The 23,060-nt window shown below is 62.3% G+C and carries 21 protein-coding genes and 1 tRNA gene; 11 read left to right on the forward strand and 11 right to left on the reverse strand.

The features are described 5' to 3' along the window. Positions 1 to 61: 61 nt before the first annotated feature. The 3 genes from B2V21_RS18285 to B2V21_RS18295 all read left to right on the forward strand — a co-directional run bounded on the left by B2V21_RS18285 (position 62) and on the right by B2V21_RS18295 (position 4,307). Positions 62 to 138, forward strand: a tRNA-Met gene (locus tag B2V21_RS18285). Positions 139 to 372: 234 nt separating this feature from the next. Further along, the gene (gene mprF, locus B2V21_RS18290; RefSeq protein ID WP_192000918.1) at positions 373 to 3,027 is read left to right on the forward strand and encodes a bifunctional lysylphosphatidylglycerol flippase/synthetase MprF; all 2,655 of its coding nucleotides are present in this window, start codon (positions 373 to 375) and stop codon (positions 3,025 to 3,027) included. Then, positions 3,027 to 4,307, forward strand: coding sequence for a virulence factor family protein (locus tag B2V21_RS18295; RefSeq protein WP_286917628.1), 1,281 nt, complete (start codon positions 3,027 to 3,029; stop codon positions 4,305 to 4,307). The genes mprF and B2V21_RS18295 overlap by 1 nt, the downstream gene beginning before the upstream one ends. A 141-nt stretch (positions 4,308 to 4,448) precedes the next feature. Here the strand turns inward: B2V21_RS18295 and B2V21_RS18300 are convergent, their stop codons facing one another. Further along, positions 4,449 to 6,347: a potassium transporter Kup gene (locus tag B2V21_RS18300; RefSeq protein ID WP_286917629.1), complete on the reverse strand. Its 1,899-nt coding sequence runs from the start codon at positions 6,345 to 6,347 to the stop codon at positions 4,449 to 4,451. 196 nt (positions 6,348 to 6,543) lie between these two features. Between B2V21_RS18300 and rimO the strand changes: the two genes are divergently transcribed. The 4 genes from rimO to tsaA all read left to right on the forward strand — a co-directional run bounded on the left by rimO (position 6,544) and on the right by tsaA (position 9,959). Further along, positions 6,544 to 7,881 carry a 30S ribosomal protein S12 methylthiotransferase RimO gene (rimO, locus tag B2V21_RS18305; RefSeq protein WP_049862251.1) on the forward strand — a complete coding sequence of 446 codons (1,338 nt, stop codon included), beginning with the start codon at positions 6,544 to 6,546 and terminating at the stop codon, positions 7,879 to 7,881. Positions 7,882 to 8,033: 152 nt separating this feature from the next. Beyond that, positions 8,034 to 8,744, forward strand: coding sequence for an rRNA pseudouridine synthase (locus B2V21_RS18310; protein WP_286917630.1), 711 nt, complete (start codon positions 8,034 to 8,036; stop codon positions 8,742 to 8,744). Positions 8,745 to 8,799: 55 nt separating this feature from the next. Then, a complete protein-coding gene (locus B2V21_RS18315; RefSeq protein WP_090359721.1) occupies positions 8,800 to 9,261 on the forward strand; it encodes a DUF1456 family protein in 462 nt (153 codons plus the stop codon). Positions 9,262 to 9,266: 5 nt separating this feature from the next. Then, the gene (tsaA, locus tag B2V21_RS18320; protein ID WP_286917631.1) at positions 9,267 to 9,959 is read left to right on the forward strand and encodes a tRNA (N6-threonylcarbamoyladenosine(37)-N6)-methyltransferase TrmO; all 693 of its coding nucleotides are present in this window, start codon (positions 9,267 to 9,269) and stop codon (positions 9,957 to 9,959) included. Between the two features lie 64 nt (positions 9,960 to 10,023). On the opposite strand, the gene fpr is transcribed toward tsaA, so the two are convergent. After that, positions 10,024 to 10,803 carry a ferredoxin-NADP reductase gene (gene fpr, locus B2V21_RS18325; protein ID WP_002554680.1) on the reverse strand — a complete coding sequence of 260 codons (780 nt, stop codon included), beginning with the start codon at positions 10,801 to 10,803 and terminating at the stop codon, positions 10,024 to 10,026. A gap of 118 nt (positions 10,804 to 10,921) precedes the next feature. Here fpr and B2V21_RS18330 point away from each other — a divergent pair, with 118 nt between their 5' ends. Next, entirely contained in the window at positions 10,922 to 11,848 is a 927-nt protein-coding gene (locus B2V21_RS18330; RefSeq protein WP_286917632.1) for a LysR family transcriptional regulator, read from the forward strand. A 13-nt stretch (positions 11,849 to 11,861) separates the two neighbouring features. On the opposite strand, the gene B2V21_RS18335 is transcribed toward B2V21_RS18330, so the two are convergent. The 3 genes from B2V21_RS18335 to B2V21_RS18345 form a co-directional block, all read right to left on the reverse strand. Beyond that, entirely contained in the window at positions 11,862 to 12,224 is a 363-nt protein-coding gene (locus B2V21_RS18335; RefSeq protein ID WP_056843836.1) for a diacylglycerol kinase, read from the reverse strand. Between the two features lie 70 nt (positions 12,225 to 12,294). Further along, the gene (erdR, locus tag B2V21_RS18340; RefSeq protein WP_049862258.1) at positions 12,295 to 12,945 is read right to left on the reverse strand and encodes a response regulator transcription factor ErdR; all 651 of its coding nucleotides are present in this window, start codon (positions 12,943 to 12,945) and stop codon (positions 12,295 to 12,297) included. Positions 12,946 to 13,079: 134 nt separating this feature from the next. Beyond that, a complete protein-coding gene (locus tag B2V21_RS18345; RefSeq protein ID WP_286917633.1) occupies positions 13,080 to 13,790 on the reverse strand; it encodes a tRNA-uridine aminocarboxypropyltransferase in 711 nt (236 codons plus the stop codon). A 182-nt stretch (positions 13,791 to 13,972) separates the two neighbouring features. On the opposite strand from B2V21_RS18345, the gene B2V21_RS18350 reads away from it, so the two are divergent. Then, positions 13,973 to 14,377, forward strand: coding sequence for a PA3611 family quorum-sensing-regulated virulence factor (locus B2V21_RS18350; RefSeq protein WP_049862260.1), 405 nt, complete (start codon positions 13,973 to 13,975; stop codon positions 14,375 to 14,377). Positions 14,378 to 14,437: 60 nt separating this feature from the next. On the opposite strand, the gene recX is transcribed toward B2V21_RS18350, so the two are convergent. The 3 genes from recX to B2V21_RS18365 form a co-directional block, all read right to left on the reverse strand. After that, positions 14,438 to 14,905 (reverse strand): recombination regulator RecX, encoded by a 468-nt coding sequence (gene recX / locus B2V21_RS18355; RefSeq protein WP_282345806.1) that lies wholly within the window; start codon positions 14,903 to 14,905, stop codon positions 14,438 to 14,440. A gap of 7 nt (positions 14,906 to 14,912) precedes the next feature. Further along, positions 14,913 to 15,983, reverse strand: a complete 1,071-nt coding sequence (gene recA, locus B2V21_RS18360) for a recombinase RecA (protein WP_286917634.1) — start codon at positions 15,981 to 15,983, stop codon at positions 14,913 to 14,915. 85 nt (positions 15,984 to 16,068) lie between these two features. Continuing rightward, on the reverse strand, positions 16,069 to 16,569 hold the full coding sequence (locus B2V21_RS18365) for a CinA family protein (RefSeq protein ID WP_286917635.1): 501 nt from the start codon (positions 16,567 to 16,569) through the stop codon (positions 16,069 to 16,071). A gap of 207 nt (positions 16,570 to 16,776) precedes the next feature. Here B2V21_RS18365 and mutS point away from each other — a divergent pair, with 207 nt between their 5' ends. Then, a complete protein-coding gene (mutS, locus tag B2V21_RS18370; RefSeq protein ID WP_286917636.1) occupies positions 16,777 to 19,344 on the forward strand; it encodes a DNA mismatch repair protein MutS in 2,568 nt (855 codons plus the stop codon). 138 nt (positions 19,345 to 19,482) lie between these two features. Beyond that, the gene (fdxA, locus tag B2V21_RS18375) at positions 19,483 to 19,806 is read left to right on the forward strand and encodes a ferredoxin FdxA (RefSeq protein WP_043185148.1); all 324 of its coding nucleotides are present in this window, start codon (positions 19,483 to 19,485) and stop codon (positions 19,804 to 19,806) included. Positions 19,807 to 20,300: 494 nt separating this feature from the next. Here the strand turns inward: fdxA and rpoS are convergent, their stop codons facing one another. The 3 genes from rpoS to B2V21_RS18390 form a co-directional block, all read right to left on the reverse strand. Beyond that, on the reverse strand, positions 20,301 to 21,305 hold the full coding sequence (gene rpoS / locus B2V21_RS18380) for an RNA polymerase sigma factor RpoS (protein WP_049862264.1): 1,005 nt from the start codon (positions 21,303 to 21,305) through the stop codon (positions 20,301 to 20,303). A 107-nt stretch (positions 21,306 to 21,412) separates the two neighbouring features. Next, positions 21,413 to 22,270 carry a peptidoglycan DD-metalloendopeptidase family protein gene (locus tag B2V21_RS18385; RefSeq protein WP_286917644.1) on the reverse strand — a complete coding sequence of 286 codons (858 nt, stop codon included), beginning with the start codon at positions 22,268 to 22,270 and terminating at the stop codon, positions 21,413 to 21,415. A 150-nt stretch (positions 22,271 to 22,420) separates the two neighbouring features. After that, entirely contained in the window at positions 22,421 to 23,056 is a 636-nt protein-coding gene (locus tag B2V21_RS18390) for a protein-L-isoaspartate(D-aspartate) O-methyltransferase (protein ID WP_161804308.1), read from the reverse strand. Between the last annotated feature and the right edge of the window lie 4 nt (positions 23,057 to 23,060).

The raw sequence follows: 23,060 nt of genomic DNA on the forward strand, positions 1-23,060 counted from the left end.
AGCTTAATGCATCTAATGCGTTGACAGCCTGCCAGGTATCTGTAGAATGCGCCTCCACAGACGCGGGATGGAGCAGTCTGGTAGCTCGTCGGGCTCATAACCCGAAGGTCGTCGGTTCAAATCCGGCTCCCGCAACCAAACATCGGAAGGGCCACTCTATAAACGGGTGGCCTTTTTCGTATGCGCTCGAAAAAGCCAATAGCCACCTAACGAAGGCTGCGCGCGAGCAATGTGAAAATTGCTTTACAGTTGGCCAGGCGCCGGTCACCCATGGCGCACAGGCGTTAGAATGGCGCGAATTATTTTTTCCACAGGGATTGGTACTTTGACGGGATCCCGGCATCCTGTTGCGCACAATCCAAGAGGTGATTGATGCGCTCTGACTTGCCCGACTCAACCGCTATGGAACTCCCACCTGCCGCTGCCGCCGGCCCGATAAAGCCCGAGCGCGCTCGCTGGCTGGATCTGCTGAGCCGCTACCGGCAGCCGGTGGGGCTGGCCGTTACCCTGTTGCTGTTTGCCATCGCCCTGCTCGCCTGTCGGCATCTGCTCAGCGAACTGGACATCTACGCGCTGCACGACTCGGTACTGGCCACGCCGCCTGCTGCACTGGGCGGAGCCTTGCTGGCCATGGTCTGCGGCTTCATCATTCTGCTGGGCTATGAATGGTCCGCCAGCCGCTATGCCAATGTGGCTCTCCCGGCACGCACCTTGGCCCTGGGCGGCTTTACCTCATTCGCCATCGGCAACGCCATCGGCTTGTCGATGCTGTCCGGCGGTTCGGTTCGTTACCGGCTGTACTCGCGATTGGGCGTAGGTGCAGGCGAAGTCGCGCGCATGACCTTGTTCGCCAGCCTTTCGCTGGGCTGTGCATTGCCGCCGCTTGCCGCCGTGGCCACCCTGAGCAGCCTGCCCGCCGCTTCGCTGGCCCTGGGGCTTTCGCAAGGGCTGCTGGGAACCATCGCCGCGATCGTGCTGCTACTGACTGCCCTGCTGGTGCTGGGCGTCTATCGACGTCGTCTTGCCGAGCAGCCGCTGGCCGATAACCTGCTGGTCCGTGCCGGACGTCGCACCCTGCGCTTGCCGAGTGCGCGCCTGACCCTGCTGCAACTGGTCATCACCGCACTGGACGTGGTGGCAGCCGCCACCGTGCTCTATCTGTTGCTGCCCGAGGCTCCGCCGTTCGGTGCCTTCGTACTGATCTACCTGCTGGCCCTCGCCGCCGGGGTGCTCAGCCACGTACCTGGGGGTGTCGGGGTCTTCGAGGCGATTCTGCTCGCAGCGTTCGCCGACACCCTGGGCGCCGCGCCCCTGGCTGCGGCGCTGCTGCTGTATCGCCTGATCTATGTCGTGCTGCCGATGCTGGTGGCGTGCGTGCTGCTGCTGGCCAACGAAGCGCGCCGTTTGTTCTTCGCCCAGCAGGCCATTCGCGTGGCCTCCGGGCTCGCCGCCCCGATCCTGGCGGTGCTGGTGTTCCTGTCCGGCGTCGTGCTGCTGTTCTCCGGTGCGACCCCAGAGATCGATACGCGCCTGCAGGACCTGGGCTTTCTGATCCCCCACCGCCTGATCGATGCTTCGCACCTGGGTGCCAGTCTGGTGGGCGTGCTGTGCCTGCTGCTGGCACAGGGGTTGCGCCGTCGCCTGTCGGCCGCGTGGGTATTGACCATGGTGCTGCTGCTGGTGGGTGCCGTGCTGTCGCTGCTCAAGGGCTTCGACTGGGAAGAGGCCTCGCTGCTGTGCATGACCGCACTGCTGCTCGCCGTCTTCAAGCGCTCCTTCTACCGGCCCAGCCGACTGCTGGAGTTGCCGTTCTCCCCGCTGTACCTGATCGCCAGCGTGTGCGTGGTGGGTGCGTCGATCTGGTTGCTGTTCTTCGCCTACCAGGACGTGCCCTACAGCACCAAGCTGTGGTGGCAGTTTGCGTTGGATGCCGATGCACCTCGCGGCCTGCGTTCGGCCCTGGGCAGCGCAGTGTTGTTGATCGTGGTTGCGCTGACCTGGCTGCTGCGCACCGCGCGCCCGGTGATCCATCTGCCCACACCCGAGGAACTGCAGCGCGCCGCGACCATTCTCAAGGCGTCGCACCAGCCCGATGGTGGCCTGGCCCTGACCGGCGACAAGGCACTGCTGTTCCACCCCAAGGATGAAGCCTTTCTGATGTATGCCCGTCGCGGGCGCAGCCTGGTGGCGCTGTACGACCCCATCGGCCCGACCCAGCCGCGCGCCGAAATGATCTGGCAGTTCCGCGACCTCTGCGACTTTCACCACGCGCGCCCGGTGTTCTATCAGGTCCGGGCCGAGAACCTGCCGTTCTACATGGACATCGGCCTGACCGCGATCAAGCTGGGCGAAGAAGCCCGGGTCGACTTGTACGCTTTCGATCTGGAAGCCAAGGGCAAGGAGATGAAGGACCTGCGCTACACCTGGAACCGCGGCACCCGCGACGGTCTGTCACTGGAGATCTACGAGCCCGGACAGGCGCCACTGGAAGAGCTCAAGGTCATTTCCGATGCGTGGCTCACGGGCAAGAACGTACGCGAGAAGGGGTTTTCCCTGGGCCGCTTCAGTCCTGAATACCTGAACCATTTCCGCATCGCGATCGTCCATTTCGAAGGCAAGCCCGTGGCGTTCGCCAACCTGCTGGAAACCGACAGCAAGGAGCTGGCCAGTCTGGACCTGATGCGTGCGCATCCCCAGGCGCCCAAGCTGACCATGGAGTTCATGATGGTAGGCTTGATCCAGCACTACAAGAAACACGGCTACGGGCGCTTCAGTCTGGGCATGGTGCCGCTGTCCGGTCTGCAACCGCGACGCGGTGCTCCCCTGACCCAGCGCCTTGGCTCGATGGTGTTCAATCGTGGCGAGCAGTTGTACAACTTCCAGGGCCTGCGCCGGTTCAAGGACAAGTTCCAGCCTACCTGGGAGCCTCGCTACATGGCCGTGCCGGCCGGCCTTGATCCGCTGGTGGCACTGGCCGATACCGCCGCCCTCATTGCAGGTGGCCTGACAGGATTGGTGAAACGCTGATGATTCGACGTTACTGGCGCAAGTTGTTCGCCTTGATCGTGGTACTGCTGCTGGCAGCTGCCGGCTACTACTGGTGGGCCACCCGCCCTGTCCCGGCTGCACAGCTCAGCGCACAACGCCTGAGCAACGGCAGCGACGCTCGCGATGTCGTCCCCGGCACGCGGACCAAGTCCCGGGTGGCGATCGCACTGCCCGCCGCCGAAGCCCTGACCGACAAGCAGTTGCTGGACTTGAGCCGGGACGCCTCCGCGCACATCGTCCAGGTGATCCTGCCGGAAACCGACTGCAGCGCGCAGCAAGCCGCGTTGAATGCCGCCATCGAGCGACTCGACGCCAAACCGGATCTGGTGGCGGGGATCGGTCCGGGCGCCTCGCTGGCCTGGCGCTGGCTGGCCACGCAGGACAACGACAAGGCCCAGGCCGTGTCGGTGGATCTGAGCGTGGAGAAACCCGACGGCTGTGTACCGGAGTTGCCGAAGAAAGCCGAGCATGGCCAATGGATGGTGGCCTGGAACGACAACCCCGACGACGCCAGCGCCGCGTTCGTGCGCGACCAACCCAATGCGCAGACCGTCATCAGCGATTACGACGTGAAGCTGCCGCAAGTGCTGAAGAATCAGATCACCGATATTCTGGTCGGCGATGAAGGCACCCACCTGGCCATTCCGGTGGTCGAGGTGCCCGCAACGCAGAGCAACGATACCGTCAGCCTGTTCCTTTCTGGCGACGGCGGCTGGCGCGACCTCGACAAGGCGGTGGCCGGGGACATGGCGACCATGGGTTACCCAACAGTAGGGATCGACACCCTGCGCTATTACTGGGAGCACAAGACACCCGAGCAAAGCGCCGACGACCTGGTCGAGTTGATGCACTACTACCGACAGAAATGGGGCGCGAAGCGCTTCGTGCTGACCGGCTATTCGTTCGGTGCCGACGTGCTGCCAGCCATTTACAACCGCCTGCCCGCCGAGGAGCAGAACAGCGTCAGCGCGATCATCCTGCTGGCCTTCGCGCGCAGTGGCAGCTTCGAGATCGAAGTCGAGGGATGGCTGGGCAATGCGGGCAAGGAGGCACCTACCGGCCCGGAAATGGCCAAGCTGCCGGCCGCCAAGGTGGTCTGCGTTTACGGCGAGGAAGAGGCCGATGAAAGCGGCTGTACCGAAGCCACCGCAGTGGGTGAGAAAATGAAGCTGCCAGGCGGGCATCACTTCGACGAGAACTACCCGGCGCTGGCCAAGCGCCTGGTGCAGCAGATCGACAAGCGTACCGGCTCGAACTGATCCGGCTCTAAAAACAAAGCCCCGGACCTGAACAGGTGCCGGGGCTTTTTTGTGGGGGTCAGCTAGGGCCTCTTCGCGGGCACTGCCGGCTCCTGCAGGGGAGTCGAGTCAGCAATGAGCATGCCCTGCCGCTGCCTCTCCCTACATTTCCACCTGCGTACCCAGCTCGATCACCCGATTCACTGGCAGCTTGAAGAAGCGCAGGTTGCCGTTGGCATTCTTCAGCATGAAGGCGAACAACTGCTCGCGCCAACGCGCCATGCCGGCCAGCTTGGAGGGGATCACCGTTTCGCGACTGAGGAAATAGGTGGTACGCATCGGGCTGAAGTCCAGGTCCGGCAGATCACAGAGGGCCAAGGCACCCGGTACGTCCGGTTCATCCATGAAGCCGTAGTGCAGAATCACCCTGAAGAACCCCTCACCATAGCTTTGCACTTCGAATCGACGGCCCACTGGCACCCGCGGCGTATCCTCGTTGACCACCGTCAACAGCACCACTTGTTCATGCAGCACCTGGTTGTGCAGCAGGTTATGCAACAGCGCATGGGGTACGGCATCGGAGCGCGCGGTCAGGAACACCGCCGTGCCTTGGACGCGATGCGGTGGCTGCACGCTGATGCTGCCGATGAAGATCGGCAGCGGCAGTCCGCCCTCGTCGATCCGCTCGACCAGCAGTTGCTTGCCGCGCTTCCAGGTGGTCATGAGGATGAACAGCACGGTCCCCGCCAGCACCGGAAAGGCACCGCCCTGGATGATCTTCGGCACGTTGGCGGCGAAGAACAGGCCATCCACCAGCAGGCAGCCGATCAGCACCGGCACCGCCAGCACCGGCGGCCATTTCCACAACAGCAGCATCACCGCCGAGACCAGAATGGTCGTCATCAGCATGGTGCCCGTGACCGCCACACCGTAGGCCGAAGCCAGGGCGCCGGAGGATTCGAAGCCGATCACCAACAGCACCACGCCGACCATCAACGCCCAGTTCACCGCGCCGATGTAGATCTGTCCCTGCTCGCTGCTCGACGTGTGCTGAATGTGCATGCGCGGGATATAGCCCAGCTGAATGGCTTGCTGGGTCAGGGAAAAGGCGCCGGAAATCACTGCCTGCGAAGCGATCACGGTGGCCAGGGTGGACAATGCCACCAAGGGCACCAGGGCCCAGCCCGGCGCCAGCAGGAAGAACGGATTGCGCGCCGCTTCGGGGTTCTCCAGCAGCAGGCCGCCCTGACCGAAGTAGTTCAGCACCAGAGCGGGCAATACCAGGATGAACCAGGCGCGGGCGATGGGCTTGCGGCCGAAATGGCCCATGTCGGCGTACAGCGCTTCGGCACCGGTCAGCGCTAGGACCACGGCGCCCAAAATCGCCACGCCCATGCCGGGATGAACGATGAAGAAGCGCACCGCCCAGGCCGGATTCAATGCTTTGAGCACTTCGGGATGCTGATACACGCCATAGGCGCCGAGCAGCCCCAGCACCAGAAACCACATCACCATCACCGGCCCGAACAGCTTGCCGATGCGCTGGGTGCCGTGTTTCTGGATCAGGAACAAGGCCACCAGCACCACCAGCGCCATGGGCACAACCCAGCGCTCCAGGCCATCGAAGGCCAACTCCATGCCCTCGATCGCCGAAAGCACCGAGACGGCCGGAGTGATCATGCTGTCGCCGTAGAACAGCGCCGCACCGGCCAATCCGCACACCACCATCAACGCGCGCAGCCTGGGCATTGATGAAGTGGCACGGGTTGCCAGTGCCGTCAGGGCCATGATGCCGCCCTCGCCCTGGTTGTCGGCGCGCAGCACGAACAGCATGTATTTGATCGAGACCACCCAGATCAGCGACCAGAAGATCAACGAGAGGATACCCAGCACGCCATCGTGGGAAATGGGTACGCCGTAGCCCCCGGAAAAGACCTCCTTGAGGGTGTACAGCGGACTGGTGCCGATGTCGCCATATACGACGCCGACCGCTGCCACCAGCATGCCGATCGGGCGGGCTGTCGAATGCCCACCATTGCCGTCACTACTTGCCTGAACCATCGACTACTCCTGCGACCTTGATTTGTAACGCCATGTGGCGCGACGCGGCGAAGCATAGCGCAGCACTCGTCGTAATTCCTCGCATAATGCTGGTCAAGAGACCTCGCCATCGCTAGAATTGCGCACTTTTTGATCAGAGGCGTACCCAGCGCCCGCCTGTGCGGCCCACGAGGCCCTATCGATACCGAGGTTAGCCATGTCCACCACTCCTTCGTCGGCCGCTCCAAAGGTCGGCTTCGTCTCGCTGGGTTGCCCCAAGGCCCTGGTCGACTCCGAGCGCATCCTGACTCAGTTGCGCATGGAAGGTTACCAAGTGGTACCGACCTATGAAGACGCCGACGTCGTGGTGGTCAACACCTGTGGCTTCATCGACACCGCCAAGGCCGAGTCGCTGGAAGTGATCGGCGAGGCGCTCAAGGAAAACGGCAAGGTCATCGTCACCGGCTGCATGGGCGTCGAAGAGAATGCCATTCGCAAGGTGCATCCCAGCGTGCTGTCGGTCACCGGCCCTCAGCAATACGAGCAGGTGGTCAACGCCGTGCACGAAGTGGTGCCACCGCGTCAGGACCACAACCCGCTGATCGACCTGGTACCGCCGCAGGGCATCAAGCTCACGCCGCGTCACTATGCCTACCTGAAGATTTCCGAAGGCTGCAACCACAGCTGCAGCTTCTGCATCATCCCCTCGATGCGCGGCAAGCTGGTCAGCCGCCCGGTGGGCGACGTCCTGAGCGAAGCCGAGCGCCTGGTCAAGGCCGGGGTCAAGGAAGTGCTGGTCATTTCCCAGGACACCAGCGCCTACGGCGTGGACGTCAAGTACAAGACCGATTTCTGGAACGGTCGACCGGTCAAGACGCGCATGCTCGAACTGTGCGAAGCGCTGAGCAGCCTGGGCGTCTGGGTCCGCCTGCACTACGTGTACCCCTACCCCAACGTCGACGACATCATTCCGCTGATGGCCGCCGGCAAGATCCTGCCGTACCTGGACATCCCGTTCCAGCATGCCAGCCCGAAAGTGCTCAAGGCGATGAAGCGCCCGGCCTTCGAAGACAAGACCCTGGCGCGCATCAAGAAATGGCGCGAGCAGTGCCCGGATCTGATCATCCGTTCGACCTTCATCGTCGGCTTTCCCGGCGAGACCGAAGAAGACTTCCAGTACCTGCTGGACTGGCTGAGCGAGGCCCAGCTGGACCGCGTCGGCTGCTTCCAGTACTCGCCGGTCGAAGGCGCGCCGGCCAACCTGCTGGACGCCGACATCGTTGCGGACGACGTGAAGCAGGACCGCTGGGACCGTTTCATGGCGCACCAGCAGGCGATCAGTGCAGCACGCCTGCAGATGCGCATCGGCAAGCGCGTGGAAGTGCTGATCGATGAGGTCGAGGAACAGGGCGCCGTGGGTCGCTGCTTCTTCGATGCGCCGGAAATCGACGGTAACGTATTCATCGACGATGCCACTCACCTCAAGCCGGGCGACAAGGTCTGGTGCACCATCGTCGACGCCGACGAATACGATTTGTGGGCCGAACTGGCCTGACTCCAGGCGCTCTGACCCACCGTGCAAGCAGGCGGCGACCGAACCGGTTCGCCGTCGCGCCCACTCCCGTTGCCGGTCGCTGGGTAATCTGCGCGGGCTTAACCGCCGCCAGACAGTTACACTAGCGCCCTTTCCCAGCTACGGCCGCAGTCATGTCTGAACCCATTCGTCTCTCCAAACGCCTCATCGAACTGGTCGGGTGTTCCCGCCGCGAGGCTGAACTCTTCATCGAAGGCGGCTGGGTGTCCGTTGACGGCGTGGTGGTCGACGAACCGCAGTTCAAGGTGGACACGCAGAAGGTCGAGCTCGACCCGCAGGCCAAGGCCGAAGCGCCGGAACCGGTCACCCTGTTGCTGCACCAGGCGCCGGGACAGAGCGCCGAAGGGGCGCTGGCCACCCTTGACGCGCAGACCTTGTCCGGCGAGCACGCCTTCGGCAAACGCCCGCTCAAGGGCCACTTCCTGCGCCTGAGCTGCGCGGCCGAGTTGCCGGCCAACGCCAGTGGCCTGCAGATTTTCACCCAGGACTGGAAGACCCTGCGCAAGCTGACCGCCGACGCGGCCAAGATCGAGCAGGAATACGTCGTGGAAGTGACGGGCGAAATGAGCCCCCACGGCCTCAATCGCCTCAATCACGGCGCGCTGTACAAAGGCAAGGCACTGCCGGCGGTCAAGGCCAGCTGGCAGAACGAGACACGCCTGCGCTTGGCCATGAAGAACCCTGCACCGGGCGTACTGCAGCAACTGTGCGCCAGTGTCGGCCTGACGATCGTCTCGATCCGCCGCATCCGTGTCGGTGGGGTGTCGATGGGCAAGCTGCCGCTGGGCCAGTGGCGCTACCTGACGAGCAAGGAAAAATTCTGAACCCTCTCTTTTTCCGGCGCTGCCTGGGCAGTGTCGTTCAACCAGGACCTACACGATGATTCACAACGATGTACTGCGCAGCGTGCGCTACATGCTCGACATCAGCGATGGCAAGGTGGCTGACATCACTGCCCTGGGCGGACTGGAAATCAGCAAGGCCGACGTCATCGCCTACACCAAAAAAGACGAGGAAGAAGGCTTCGTGCATTGCCCGGACGCGGTCCTGGCGCACTTCCTCGACGGCCTGGTGATCTATCGCCGTGGTCGTGACGAGAGCCGCCCGGCCCAGCCGGTCGAGCTGCCAGTGACCAACAACATCGTGTTGAAGAAACTGCGCGTGGCCTTCGAACTCAAGGAAGACGACATGCACGCCGTGCTCAAGTCGGTAGACTTTCCGGTGTCCAAGCCCGAGCTGAGCGCCCTGTTTCGCAAGTTCGGCCATAACAACTACCGTCCCTGTGGCGACCAGCTGCTGCGCAACTTCCTCAAGGGCCTGACCCTGCGAGTCCGTGGTTAAGCCCTATGGCCTATAGCGTCGAACCCATCGGTTTTGTCCGCTCCTGCTTCAAGGAAAAATTCGCCATCCCGCGCCAGCCCCAACTGGCGCCGGCCGCGTGCGGTGTGCTTGAGCTGCTGCCACCGTTCGATCAGGGCGAGGCTGTGCAGGGCCTGGAACAGGTCAGCCATGTGTGGCTACTGTTCATGTTCCATGAGGCCCTGGAAGACAAGCCACGCTTGAAGGTTCGCCCACCACGGCTGGGGGGCAACCAGTCGATCGGCGTCTTCGCCACCCGCGCTACCCATCGACCCAATGGCATCGGCCAGTCAGTGGTGCGCCTGGACAAGGTCGAGGGTGCGCGCCTGCACCTCTCCGGCATCGATCTGCTGGATGGCACGCCCGTGCTGGACATCAAGCCCTACGTGCCCTATGCCGATAACGTGCCTGGCGCCGTCAACGCGATTGCCAGCGCCGCGCCCGAGCCTATTGCCGTGCAGTGGCAGGACAGTGGACTGGTGCAGGCCCGAACGCACGCCGCACGCCTGGGACAGCCCTTGGTCGAACTGATCGAACAGTGCCTGGCCCAGGACCCACGTCCGGCGTACCAGAAGCCCGCGCCGGAGCGCGAATACGGTGCGCGGTTCTGGGATGTGGACGTGCGCTGGCACTATCCGCAACCCGACCTGATTCGTGTGCTGGAAGTGGTGTTGCCCTAGACCTTTTCACAGGCCACAAAAAAACCGCCCGAGGGCGGTTTTTTTCAGGATGCTGATCAGCCGCTTACTTCTCGACGAAGGCGCGCTCGATCAGGTAGTCACCCGGCTCACGCATGCGTGGCGAAACGGTCAGGCCGAAGCTGTTGAGCACTTCGCTGGTCTCGTCGAGCATGCTCGGACTGCCGCACAGCATGGCACGGTCGTCCTGCGGGTTGATCGGCGGCAGGCCGATGTCGCTGAACAGCTTGCCGCTGCGCATCAGGTCGGTCAGGCGGCCTTCGTTCTCGAACGGCTCACGCGTCACGGTGGGGTAGTAGATCAGCTTGTCGCGCAGGGCTTCACCGAAGAACTCGTTCTGCGGCAGGTGCTCGGTGATGAACTCGCGGTAGGCGACCTCGTTCACGTAACGCACGCCGTGGCAAAGAATGACCTTCTCGAAGCGCTCGTAGGTTTCCGGATCCTGGATGACGCTCATGAACGGCGCCAGGCCAGTGCCGGTGCTCAGCAGGTAGAGGTGCTTGCCCGGCTTCAGGTCGTCGAGGACCAGGGTGCCGGTGGGCTTCTTGCTGATGATGATCTCGTCGCCTTCCTTGAGGTGCTGCAGCTGCGAGGTCAGCGGGCCGTCAGGCACCTTGATGCTGAAGAACTCCAGATGCTCTTCCCAGTTCGGGCTGGCGATCGAGTAGGCGCGCATAAGCGGGCGGCCGTTGGGCTGCTGCAGGCCGATCATCACGAACTGCCCGTTCTCGAAGCGCAGGCCCGGATCACGGGTGCACTTGAAGCTAAACAGGGTGTCATTCCAGTGATGAACACTGAGTACACGTTCGTGGTTCATGTTGCTCATGTACGGGGCTCCTAGAAAAAGCGTACGCCTGACAGGGGCGCGAGTGCGCAGTAGTTTACGGGGATCAACAATATCTGTTAAATGGATTATTGAGATATGGGTAATCGGTTATATAGATATGCGATTCACACTCCGCCAATTGCAAGTCTTCGTCACCGTGGCCCAGCAGGAAAGCGTGTCGCGCGCTGCCAACCTGCTGTCGCTGTCGCAGTCGGCAGCCAGCACCTCCATCACCGAGCTTGAGCGGCAATCGAGCTGTCAGCTGTTCGACCGCGCCGGCAAGCGCCTGAGTCTCAACGCCCTGGGCCATCAATTGCTCCCCCAGGCCGTAGCCCTGCTCGACCAGGCCAAGGAAATCGAAGACCTGCTCAACGGCAAGTCCGGATTCGGGTCGCTGGCGGTGGGCGCGACCTTGACCATCGGCAACTACCTGGCCACTTTACTGATCGGCCGCTTCATGCAGGTGCACCCGGAAAGCCAGGTCAAGCTGCACGTACAGAACACCGCCAATATCGTCCAGCAGGTCGCCCATTACGAAATCGATCTGGGCTTGATCGAAGGCGACTGCAGTCATCCCGACATCGAGGTGCAGCCCTGGGTCGAAGACGAACTGGTGGTGTTCTGCGCACCGCGTCACCCATTGGCTCGCGTATCCAGCGCCAGCCTAGCGCTGCTGACCCAGGAGGCGTGGATTCTGCGCGAACAAGGCTCGGGCACGCGCCTGACCTTCGACCAAGCCATGCGCCACCATCGCCTGGCACTCAACATCCGCCTCGAACTGGAACACACCGAAGCGATCAAGCGCGCCGTGGAGTCCGGGCTGGGCATCGGCTGCATCTCGCGACTGGCCTTGCGCGACGCCTTTCGGCGCGGCAGCCTGGTGCCGGTGCACACGCCCGAACTGGATCTGGCGCGACAGTTCTACTTCATCTGGCACAAACGCAAATACCAGACGTCGGCGATGCGCGAGTTTCTCGAACTGTGCCGCGCCTTCACCGCCGGCGCCCAGCGCAGCGACGAAATCGTGCTGCCCGACATCGCCTGACCTCAGCCGCCGGTCACAGCAGAATCACCGCCCACACCAGCACGATCATGGTCAGCGCGACGAACTGGGCGGCGCTGCCCATGTCCTTGGCATTCTTCGACAACGGGTGACGCTCCAGCGAGATGCGGTCAATGGCCGCCTCGATCGCCGAATTGAGCAGCTCCACGATTAACGCCAGCAAGCACACGGCAATGAGCACCGCCCGCTCCACACGGCTGACCTGCAGTAAAAAGCTTACGGGCACCAGCACGACGTTGAGCAGTACCAGTTGGCGGAACGCGGCTTCGCCGGTGAACGCGGCGCGCAGGCCGTCAAAGGAGTAGCCGGTGGCGTTGAGAATACGTTTGAGGCCGGTCTGGCCCTTGAAAGGTGACATGCGCGACGATCCGGAAAGGGAAAACGGCCGACACTGAAACGTTCGGCATTGAAAGAGGTGACGGTACAGCTCAGTTCGCGGAGGTGGACTCCAGTTGTTGCAACAGCAAGGCGGCCTGGGTGCGAGTGCGCACGCCCAGCTTGCGGAAGATCGCCGTCACGTGGGCCTTGATGGTGGCTTCCGACACGCCGAGTTCGTAGGCGATCTGCTTGTTCAGCAACCCTTCGCAGACCATGGTGAGTACCCTGAACTGCTGAGGCGTCAAGCTGGCCAGTCCTTCGCTGGCGGCCTTGGCTTCAGCGGAGACGCTAACCGCCTCGAACGCCTGCGGCGGCCACCACACCTCCCCATCCAGCACATCACGCACGGCGGCCTGGATGGTTTCCAGCGGACTCGACTTGGGGATGAAGCCACTGGCACCAAATTCACGCGAGCGCACCATGACCCAGGCGTCTTCCTGGGCCGAGACCATCACCACCGGGATCTGCGGGTACTGGCCACGCAGCAAGACCAGTCCCGAGAAGCCATAGGCGCCTGGCATGTTGAGATCCAGCAGCACCAGGTCCCAGTCGGCCTTTTCATCGAGACGCCCCTCGAGCTCGGCAATGCTCGCCACCTCGACCAGACGCACGTCCGCGCCCAGTCCCATGGTCAAGGCCTGGTGCAGCGCACTGCGGAACAGAGGATGGTCGTCGGCGATCAGGATTTCGTAAGTGGCCATTGATCACAGGATTCCAGGAAATGAAGCCGCTCGGACAGTACCGCCCGATTCGGCGCCAAGAATGCCGACCCCGCTCATGGTGGTCAAGCGACTCCACGGCCAGAGTCGACTCGGATTCGACGCAGTGCCCGGAATTATAGGTAGTCGACCAGGAATCGATGCCCCGCATCCGTCTCGTCGACGGGCTCCTGAAATTTCGCCGCCAGGTAGTGTGCACTGAACACATCCAGATAGGCATCCAGCACTCGCGCTGCCGCCTCGTCCCCGGCCAACTCCAGACACAGCGCGGCCACCTCGGCCGTGCAGAAGTGATCATCACGCTTGGAACGGCGCAAGGTGTAGCGCGACAGTTGCTCAGGCGCCAGGCTCAGCACCGGCAGCGAAGCCAGATAGGGGCTCTTGCGGAACATCTTTCGCGCTTCGGTCCAGGTGGCGTCCAGCAGGATGAACAGCGGACGCCGGCCGGGCTGGGGAGTCACGCTGTTCGTCACCCGCTGCGGCTCGACGAATTCTCCGGGAAAGACCAGGTAGGGTTGCCACTGTGGATCGGCCAGCAGCGCCAGCAATTGTGGGTCGACACCCACCCGCGACCACATGAAGGCATGGGTGTCGGCGATCACGTCCGCGATCAGCCAACCGGTATTGCTGGGCTTCATGGGTTCGACGTCATGCATCAGCAGACACATGGCCGATTGCGCATCGACACTGGGGCGCCAGGCGCACAGACAGTACTGGGGAATGACCCGGCAACGCGGGCAGCGCGGCGCACGCGAACCCCTTGCGGTAAATGGCTGGGTACTGCGCGCCAGACGCTCGCTGCGCAGACGGAAAACGGCATGGCTCATTGCAGATCACGCTGGGAACTGGGGCGCGGATTCTAGCAGAGCTGACCCTGGCAGCGATGCCGATGGTGAGCGGACGTGCCGCACCGTATAATCCGCCTACCCTCAGAGGTGGGTGAACGCCTGTACCATCGACAGGTCTTACGCCCACTTGTCTTGCCCGGCTTTTTGCCCAGGAGTGTTTCATGCTGCGCTTTATCGCCCCATCCTTCGCCTTGCTGCTTGCCCTGCCGCTGGCCGCCCACGCTGCCTCGTTGAAGGAGATGGAGCTGTCGAAAAACCTGCAGAAAGTCGCTCAGCAAAGCAGTGTGGGTACGCCGCGCGCAATCAACGAGGACATCCTCGATCAAGGTTTCACCGTCGAAGGCAACCAGTTGATCAACCATCTGAGCGTTCGCGAAAGCCAGGCCGAAGAGATGCGCCGTGATCCCAAAACCGTGTACCTGCAGCTGGGTGCCAGCGTGTGTCGCAACAAGGGTTTCCGCAACCTGATGGCACAGGGTGCCGTGATGCGCTACGACTTCACCGAATACAAGACCAATCGCACCATCGGCACTCAGTCCTACACCGCCAAGGATTGCGGCAAGTAATGCTCTGAGAAAAATGACGGTGCTCCTCGACGAGCACCGCTAACTCAACGGCGAAAAGGATCAGTCCAGATCCTTGCCGTTGAGTAGACGGGAAATCAGCTCCATCGGGTAGCCCCGATACGCCAGAAAGCGGGTCTGCTGGGCTCGCTCCTTGGCTTCAATGGGAAGCCTGGCGGCGAACTTGCGCTCCCAGACATCACGCAGCTGTACGCCCCAATCGAATCCGCTTTGACGAAGTGCTTCTTCGACATCAGCCCGCTGCAGACCGCGCTGGGTCAGGTCTTCGCGTATCCGCGCAGGCCCGTAGCCCGAGTTGGCTCGGTAGCGAATGAAGCTTTCCAGATAACGCGCTTCGGACAACAAGCCTTCGTCGGTGAGACGATCAAGCTCGGTGTCGATCATGTCGGGGGAGGCGCCGCGCTGACGCAATTTGCGCGTCAGCTCGACTCGACCGTGCTCGCGACGTGCGAGCAGGTCCATGGCAGACCGTCGCACGGCGACGGGTGTATCCAGTACGACAGGTGGCATGGGCTAATCAGAAATCATCTTCTGCTTCAGCCGTGTCTGCAGCGGGTGCAGTCGCCGCCGATGCCTTGTCTGCTGCCGCCTTGTCGGTACCACCGGTCAGCAGTTTGTCGCGGATCTGTTTCTCGAGAGTGGCCTTGATTTCCGGGTTGTCTTGCAGGAACTTGGCCGAGTTGGCCTTGCCCTGACCGATCTTGCTGCCCTGGTAGCTGTACCAGGCGCCCGACTTCTCCAGCAGACCATTGGCCACACCCAGGTCGACGATTTCGCCGTTCAGGTAGATGCCCTTGCCGTACAGGATCTGGAACTCGGCCTGACGGAATGGCGGTGCCACCTTGTTCTTGACGACCTTGACGCGGGTTTCGCTGCCCACCACTTCGTCGCCTTCCTTGACTGCGCCGGTGCGGCGGATGTCCAGGCGAACCGAGGCGTAGAACTTCAGCGCGTTACCACCGGTGGTGGTTTCCGGGCTGCCGAACATCACGCCGATCTTCATGCGAATCTGGTTGATGAAAATGACCAGGCAGTTGGCGTTCTTGATGTTACCGGTGATCTTGCGCAGCGCCTGGGACATCAGGCGTGCCTGCAGACCCACGTGCATGTCGCCCATCTCGCCTTCGATCTCGGCCTTGGGCACCAGTGCGGCCACGGAGTCGACAATGATCACGTCGACTGCGTTGGAGCGTACCAGCATGTCGGTGATTTCCAGCGCCTGCTCGCCGGTGTCCGGCTGAGAGACCAGCAGGTCATCAACGTTGACGCCCAGCTTGCCAGCGTATTCGGGATCCAGCGCGTGCTCGGCGTCGACGAAGGCGCAGGTTGCACCGGCCTTCTGAGCCTGGGCGATGACCGAAAGCGTCAGCGTGGTCTTACCCGACGATTCCGGGCCGTAGATCTCGACGATCCGGCCTTTTGGCAGACCGCCGATACCCAGCGCGATATCCAGACCGAGCGAACCGGTAGAGATGGCCGGGATCGCTTGGCGATCGTGGTCACCCATGCGCATGACGGCGCCCTTACCGAATTGACGTTCGATCTGACCCAGGGCCGCAGCCAAGGCACGCTTCTTGTTGTCGTCCATTGAAGTCCTCACGTAATCAATAAGGCCTGACGGCCAGAACACCTGTATAAGTAGCCAGTATTATTCCACATACCACGTCCCTCGCCTACCCCGGAAACGGTTTTTCTCCAGCGGCAAGGTGTAACAAACCCTGAAGCGCAGCGACCACGGTTTGCCGGCGCACGGCATCGCGGTCGCCGGCAAACTGCTCGCGCCGGCTGAACAGCCGAGTGCCGTCGGCCCAGGCCAACCACACCGTGCCCACCGGCTTGTCAGCGGAGCCACCGCCAGGGCCGGCGACGCCACTGACTGCCACGGCAAAGCGTGCTCTGCTGTGCTGCTGAGCTCCGCGCACCATGGCTTCGACCACCTCGCGGCTGACGGCACCGACCTGTTCGAACAGCTCGGTCGGAACCTGTAACTGGGCGGTTTTCTGCGTATTGGAATAGGTGATGTAACCCGCTTCGAACCATGCCGAGCTGCCGGCGATTCGTGTGATGGCTTCGGCAATGCCACCGCCTGTGCAGGACTCCGCCGTGGTGACCTGGGCGCCGAGGGCAAGCAGGCGTTCGCCGAGGTCGGCAGAGAGTGAGGTCGAGGCGTCCATAGCAGCTCCTTGATGAGGCGGCCAACGAGGCTACGCCCTCGCGCCATGCAGGTCAAAAGTCGCCGTGGCCTGCCTGAATACGACCGAGCCGACGGGCATTCGTGCGACTGCGTCTGTGCTGCCAACGTCCTACATCGCAAAAAAAATCCCTGTACTATTGGCCACCTGCCTTACGTCCCCCAAGACACCCGCGAGCTAAGTCCTTGAATGTCCGATTTTTCTAACCACACCCCGATGATGCAACAGTACTGGAAGCTGAAGAACCAGCATCCTGAACAGCTGATGTTCTACCGCATGGGCGATTTCTACGAAATCTTCTACGAAGACGCGAAGAAAGCGGCCAAACTGCTCGACATCACCCTGACTGCCCGCGGGCAGTCGGCGGGGCAGTCGATCCCCATGTGCGGTATTCCCTACCATGCGGCCGAGGGTTACCTGGCCAAGCTGGTCAAGCTCGGCGAATCGGTGGTGATCTGCGAGCAGATCGGCGACCCAGCGACGAGCAAGGGGCCGGTCGAGCGGCAAGTGGTTCGCATCATCACCCCGGGTACGGTCAGCGACGAAGCGCTGCTCGACGAGCGTCGCGACAACCTCATCGCGGCCGTACTGGGCGACGAACGTCTGTTCGGTCTGGCGGTATTGGACATCACCAGCGGCAGCTTCATGGTCATGGAGCTGGCGGGCTGGGAAAACCTGCTGGCGGAGCTTGAGCGGATCAATCCGGTCGAGTTGCTGATTCCCGATGACTGGCCCCAGGGGCTGCCGGCCGAGAAGCGCAAGGGCTCTCGCCGCCGCGCCCCATGGGACTTCGAGCGCGACACCGCGCACAAGAGTCTGTGTCAACAGTTCGCCACCCAGGACCTCAAGGGCTTCGGTTGCGAGAAGTTGACCCTGGCCATCGGCGCCGCCGGTTGCCTGCTCGGCTATGCTAAGGAAACCCAGCGCACTGCCCTGCCCCATCTGCGCAGCCTGCGTCACGAACGCCTGGATGACACGGTGGTGCTGGACGGTGCCAGCCGTCGCAACCTGGAGTTGGACACCAACCTGGCCGGCGGGCGCGACAATACCCTGCAATCGGTCATCGACCGCTGCCAGACCGCGATGGGCAGCCGCCTGCTGACGCGCTGGCTCAATCGCCCACTGCGTGACCTCAAGGTGCTGCAGGCACGCCAGGGCTCGATCACCTGCCTGCTGGAAGGTTACCGCTTCGAAAGTCTGCAGCCCCAGCTCAAGGAAATCGGCGACATCGAGCGAATTCTCGCGCGGATCGGGTTGCGCAATGCCCGGCCGCGGGATCTGGCGCGCCTGCGTGACGCCCTGGCCGCCCTGCCCGAGCTGCAGGTGGCGATGGCCGAGCTCGAAGCGCCGCATCTGGCGCAGCTGGCGGCCATCGCCGGGACCTATCCAGAGCTGGCCGATCTTTTGGCCAAAGCCATCGTCGACAACCCACCTGCAGTGATCCGTGACGGCGGTGTGCTGAAGACCGGTTATGACAGCGAGCTGGACGAACTGCTGTCGCTCAGCGAGAACGCCGGGCAGTTCCTGATCGATCTCGAAGCGCGCGAAAAGGCGCGTACCGGCCTGTCCCACTTGAAGGTGGGCTATAACCGTGTGCACGGGTACTTCATCGAACTGCCCAGCAAGCAAGCCGAACAGGCACCGGCGGACTACATCCGGCGGCAGACGCTAAAGGGCGCCGAGCGCTTCATCACTCCCGAGCTCAAGGCCTTCGAAGACAAGGCGCTGTCGGCCAAGAGTCGCGCCCTGGCGCGCGAGAAGTCGTTGTACGAAGCACTGCTGGAAAACCTCATCGGCCATTTGCCACCCTTGCAGGACACTGCAGCAGCGCTGGCCGAACTCGATGTGCTGAGCAACCTGGCGGAGCGGGCCCTGAACCTGGACCTCAATCGTCCGCGCTTCGTGGAAGAGCCGTGCCTGCGCATCGGCCAGGGTCGCCATCCGGTTGTCGAGCAGGTGCTGACCACGCCGTTCGTGGCCAACGACCTGAGCCTGGACGACAGCACTCGCATGCTGGTGATCACCGGTCCGAACATGGGCGGTAAGTCCACCTACATGCGGCAGACCGCCTTGATCGTGTTGCTGGCGCACATCGGCAGCTTCGTGCCAGCGGCCAGTTGCGAGTTGTCGCTGGTCGACCGCATCTTCACCCGAATCGGTTCGAGTGACGATCTGGCCGGCGGTCGGTCGACCTTCATGGTGGAAATGAGCGAGACCGCGAACATCCTGCACAACGCCACCGAGCGCAGCCTGGTGCTGATGGACGAAGTCGGTCGCGGCACCAGCACCTTCGACGGCCTGTCGCTGGCCTGGGCTGCCGCCGAATGCCTGGCCGGACTGCGCGCCTACACGTTGTTCGCCACTCATTACTTCGAGCTGACGGTGCTGCCGGAGAGCCAGCCACTGGTGGCGAACGTGCACCTGAGCGCTACCGAACACAACGAACGCATCGTTTTTCTGCACCATGTGCTCGCCGGTCCCGCCAGCCAGAGTTATGGTCTGGCGGTAGCGCAGTTGGCGGGCGTGCCAGGCGCGGTGATCCAGCGGGCCAAGGAGCACCTGAGCCGCCTGGAAACCACCAGCCTGCCTCACGAGGCCCCGACGCCCGCACCTGGCAAGACGGCAGCGCCGCATCAGGCCGACCTGTTCGCGAGCCTGCCACACCCGGTACTGGAGCAGCTTGCCAAGACCGATATCGATGGACTGACCCCGCGCCAAGCGCTGGAATTGCTCTATGCACTGAAGAACCGGGTCTAACGCTTATTCCTACAAGCTGCTAGAATCCCGCGCGGTTTGGGAATGCCAACGGCTATTAGCCTGGTCTGCGGCTGCCTGTCCCAAACCAAGCGGCCCTGTGAAGGGCTTCGCTGCCGCCGCCTGAGGAGAGAAATAGAAATGACCTTCGTCGTCACCGACAACTGCATCAAGTGCAAGTACACCGACTGCGTGGAAGTCTGTCCGGTGGACTGCTTCTACGAAGGCCCGAATTTCCTGGTGATTCACCCGGATGAGTGCATCGACTGCGCACTGTGCGAGCCAGAATGCCCGGCCCAAGCCATCTTCTCGGAAGATGAGGTGCCCGAAGACATGCAGGAGTTCATCCAGCTGAACGTGGAGTTGGCCGAAGTCTGGCCCAACATTACCGAGAAGAAGGACGCACTGCCTGAAGCCGAAGAGTTCGACGGCGTTAAAGGCAAGATCAAGGATCTGGAGCGCTAAGTCGCCCCTGCTGCCCCGCGCCAGCCCGTTCGGCCGCGATCACTGAGGTGACGCCCGTTCGAGCGGCTGGGGGTTTGCTTCCCACCCAAAAAAAAGACAAAAAAAAGGGGCGGTAATGAGCCGCCCACCTTTCCCTGTCCCTTTTATCCCTGTCATCGTCCTGATGAATCGCGTCACTGCGATATCCCTTTTGGGCACTCGATCCTGAGCACCTGTGTCGTCCCTGAACACGCCTTGATATTAACGTATCCAAGAGTTAAGACAACTGCGGTTAATTCTCGCGGGAAGCTGACTTTGTTGTCAGATTATTGAATAAGTTGCGGTGGAACAGCCAGTTGCAGCGCACAGGATTTCAAATTACGAAACTTTGACTCGCTTTATAGCCAAAGGCTTACATAACGTCGCCGGAAATACTGACAATCACCTGCAACATTACAGCCGCCAATAAAAACGCCCCTGCGAAAGGGGCGTATTGATTGGCCATGCTAGCGAGCCTATTGAAACAGCGACTCGCTGGACAGCCCGTTCTTCTCGAGTATCTCGCGCAATCGTTTGAGGCCTTCCACCTGGATCTGGCGTACGCGTTCGCGGGTCAGGCCGATCTCCAGACCGACATCCTCCAACGTACTGCTCTCGTGCCCGCGCAGGCCGAAACGGCGCACCACCACTTCGCGCTGCTTGTCGGTCAGCTCGGACAGCCACTGGTCGATGCTCTGGGACAGATCGTCATCCTGCAGCAGCTCGCACGGGTCGGTAGGGCGGTCGTCGGTCAGGGTGTCGAGCAGGGTCTTGTCCGAATCCGGCCCCAACGATACGTCCACCGAAGACACCCGTTCGTTGAGCCCAAGCATGCGCTTGACCTCGCCCACGGGCTTTTCCAGCAGGTTGGCGATTTCCTCGGGGGACGGTTCGTGGTCGAGCTTCTGCGTGAGCTCGCGCGCGGCGCGCAGGTACACGTTGAGCTCCTTGACCACGTGAATCGGCAGGCGGATGGTACGGGTCTGATTCATGATCGCCCGTTCGATGGTCTGCCGGATCCACCAGGTGGCATAGGTCGAGAAGCGGAAGCCGCGCTCGGGGTCGAATTTCTCGACCGCGCGAATCAGCCCCAGGTTGCCCTCCTCGATAAGGTCGAGCAAGGACAGGCCGCGATTGACGTAGCGACGGGCTATCTTCACGACCAGGCGCAGGTTGCTTTCGATCATGCGCTTGCGACCGGCTGGGCAGCCGCTCTGGGAAAGCCGTGCGAAGTGCACCTCTTCTTCGGGTGAAAGCAGAGGTGAAAAACCGATTTCATTCAAATACAACTGGGTCGCGTCGAGCGCCCGTGTGTAATCGATGTACTTGTGCTGTTTGAGCGATGTGGAACTGCGGGCCTTGGTGCGAACCGCGGGTGCAGCAGGTTCTTCGTCCGACATCACATCCAATACGATGCCGGGTTCCATAAGGAGCACCTCATCGTCGATGTCAAACCCCGGCGCTTCTTTGCTGAGAGCCATTGTTATAGTCCTTTGCTGAGTTCGACCTCAAGCTCCAGCGGCGCCAATCTCCATGGCAGCGCTTGAGCCCGTCCCCACTACGTGAAGGAACAGGCTGGCAGTGCAAATCAACGACGTGGCAGGAACTGCAGCGGATCTACGGGCTTGCCCTGGCGGCGAATCTCAAAATGCAGCTTCACCCGGTCCGTCCCCGTTGAACCCATTTCGGCAATTGTCTGACCGACCTTGACCTGCTGACCCTCCCGAACCAACAACCTGCGGTTGTGACCGTAGGCACTGACGTAGGTATCACTGTGTTTGATGATGACCAACTCGCCGTAGCCCCTCAATCCACTCCCGGCGTAAACCACAGCCCCATCAGACGCAGCAAAAACAGGCTGTCCCAAATCACCGGCGATATCAATTCCTTTATTCAAACTACCGTTTGAAGCGAATTTGCCGATCAGAACACCATTGGCTGGCCATGCCCAACCACCCTGTGTGCGCTCGCCAGCGGGTACCGGCGTGGGCGAAGGCACGGGGATGGCAGCGCTGCTGGCGGTCGTGGTCGGCGCCGTGGTCAGCGGTCGGCGGGTGACGGTGGTACGGCTCGAGGACGATGCCGAGGCGCCACTCTGCGTGGTGACCACGGTGGTTGCTGGCGTGCCCGAGCTGCCGTCGAAGCGAATCACCTGACCGGGACGAATGGTATAGGGCACGGGAATGTTGTTGCGTGCGGCCAGGGCCTTGTAATCCCAACCATAGCGGAAGGCGATGGAAAACAGTGTGTCGCCGCGCTTGACCGCGTACTGGCCGGTGGTCACGGGCTGGCGCTGTGCCGCCTTGGCTGCATTGTTGCGATCGACCACGCTGACCTGGCTGGAGGTGCTGGAACAGCCGGACAGAAAAGCTGCGACCGCAACCCCGAGCATCAGGAGCTTGAAGCTCGAACTACCTGCACGCTGCCCAATGATTGTGAGGCTCACCCGCCGCTCCTTTGTTGTGGTGACAAAAAAATATCCAACTTCACTGCTCGCCTTCGACACGCCTGGCTGCAGGCTCTGGCCGTACCTGCGCCACGACCCGCTGTCAGACAGGCGCCGGGCAGCAGAATTCACTCCGCACGGCCACACCGATCACGCCAGCGGACCGTTGAGCAACGGCACGAAACGTACCGCCTCCAGGACATGCCGGGAGAAGCCGTGCTCTTCGCGTACGATCAGCATCAATTGCTGGACGTCGCCCGAGCCGACCGGAATCACCAGCCGACCACCGGGCGCGAGTTGATCGAGCAAGGCTTGCGGAACATCGGTCGCCACGGCGGTCACGATGATGCCGTTGTACGGCGCCAGCGCCGGCCAGCCCTCCCAGCCATCGCCCCAGCGGAACACCACGTTGCGTTGATCGAGGGCCTGCAGGCGCTCCTTGGCGCGATCCTGCAGGACCTTGATCCGTTCCACCGAGAACACCCGTTCCACCAGTTGGGCCAATACGGCCGTCTGGTAGCCCGAACCCGTGCCGATCTCCATGACCTTGTCCAAGGGACCCGCCGCGAGCAACAGCTCGCTCATGCGGGCGACCATGTAAGGCTGGGAAATGGTCTGGTTGTGGCCGATGGGCAGCGCCGTGTCTTCATAGGCGCGGTGGGCAAGGGCTTCGTCGACGAACAGGTGGCGAGGCGTGCGGCGCAGCACTTCGAGCACCTGGGTATTGGCCAGGCCTTCGTCGCACAACCGCTGGATCAGGCGCTCGCGGGTGCGTTGCGAGGTCATGCCG

The organism is Pseudomonas sp. UBA6276, from assembly GCF_002438365.1.
Lineage (GTDB): Bacteria > Pseudomonadota > Gammaproteobacteria > Pseudomonadales > Pseudomonadaceae > Aquipseudomonas > Aquipseudomonas coleopterorum.

What these genes read in the sequence shown, in the direction of transcription:
- mprF (WP_192000918.1), top strand. Translation starts at nt 373, where the DNA reads ATGCGCTCTGACTTGCCCGACTCAACCGCTATGGAACTCCCACCTGCC.
- B2V21_RS18295 (WP_286917628.1), top strand. Translation starts at nt 3,027, where the DNA reads ATGATTCGACGTTACTGGCGCAAGTTGTTCGCCTTGATCGTGGTACTG.
- B2V21_RS18300 (WP_286917629.1), bottom strand. Translation starts at nt 6,347, where the DNA reads ATGGTTCAGGCAAGTAGTGACGGCAATGGTGGGCATTCGACAGCCCGC.
- rimO (WP_049862251.1), top strand. Translation starts at nt 6,544, where the DNA reads ATGTCCACCACTCCTTCGTCGGCCGCTCCAAAGGTCGGCTTCGTCTCG.
- B2V21_RS18310 (WP_286917630.1), top strand. Translation starts at nt 8,034, where the DNA reads ATGTCTGAACCCATTCGTCTCTCCAAACGCCTCATCGAACTGGTCGGG.
- B2V21_RS18315 (WP_090359721.1), top strand. Translation starts at nt 8,800, where the DNA reads ATGATTCACAACGATGTACTGCGCAGCGTGCGCTACATGCTCGACATC.
- tsaA (WP_286917631.1), top strand. Translation starts at nt 9,267, where the DNA reads ATGGCCTATAGCGTCGAACCCATCGGTTTTGTCCGCTCCTGCTTCAAG.
- fpr (WP_002554680.1), bottom strand. Translation starts at nt 10,803, where the DNA reads ATGAGCAACATGAACCACGAACGTGTACTCAGTGTTCATCACTGGAAT.
- B2V21_RS18330 (WP_286917632.1), top strand. Translation starts at nt 10,922, where the DNA reads ATGCGATTCACACTCCGCCAATTGCAAGTCTTCGTCACCGTGGCCCAG.
- B2V21_RS18335 (WP_056843836.1), bottom strand. Translation starts at nt 12,224, where the DNA reads ATGTCACCTTTCAAGGGCCAGACCGGCCTCAAACGTATTCTCAACGCC.
- erdR (WP_049862258.1), bottom strand. Translation starts at nt 12,945, where the DNA reads ATGGCCACTTACGAAATCCTGATCGCCGACGACCATCCTCTGTTCCGC.
- B2V21_RS18345 (WP_286917633.1), bottom strand. Translation starts at nt 13,790, where the DNA reads ATGAGCCATGCCGTTTTCCGTCTGCGCAGCGAGCGTCTGGCGCGCAGT.
- B2V21_RS18350 (WP_049862260.1), top strand. Translation starts at nt 13,973, where the DNA reads ATGCTGCGCTTTATCGCCCCATCCTTCGCCTTGCTGCTTGCCCTGCCG.
- recX (WP_282345806.1), bottom strand. Translation starts at nt 14,905, where the DNA reads ATGCCACCTGTCGTACTGGATACACCCGTCGCCGTGCGACGGTCTGCC.
- recA (WP_286917634.1), bottom strand. Translation starts at nt 15,983, where the DNA reads ATGGACGACAACAAGAAGCGTGCCTTGGCTGCGGCCCTGGGTCAGATC.
- B2V21_RS18365 (WP_286917635.1), bottom strand. Translation starts at nt 16,569, where the DNA reads ATGGACGCCTCGACCTCACTCTCTGCCGACCTCGGCGAACGCCTGCTT.
- mutS (WP_286917636.1), top strand. Translation starts at nt 16,777, where the DNA reads ATGTCCGATTTTTCTAACCACACCCCGATGATGCAACAGTACTGGAAG.
- fdxA (WP_043185148.1), top strand. Translation starts at nt 19,483, where the DNA reads ATGACCTTCGTCGTCACCGACAACTGCATCAAGTGCAAGTACACCGAC.
- rpoS (WP_049862264.1), bottom strand. Translation starts at nt 21,305, where the DNA reads ATGGCTCTCAGCAAAGAAGCGCCGGGGTTTGACATCGACGATGAGGTG.
- B2V21_RS18390 (WP_161804308.1), bottom strand. Translation starts at nt 23,056, where the DNA reads ATGACCTCGCAACGCACCCGCGAGCGCCTGATCCAGCGGTTGTGCGAC.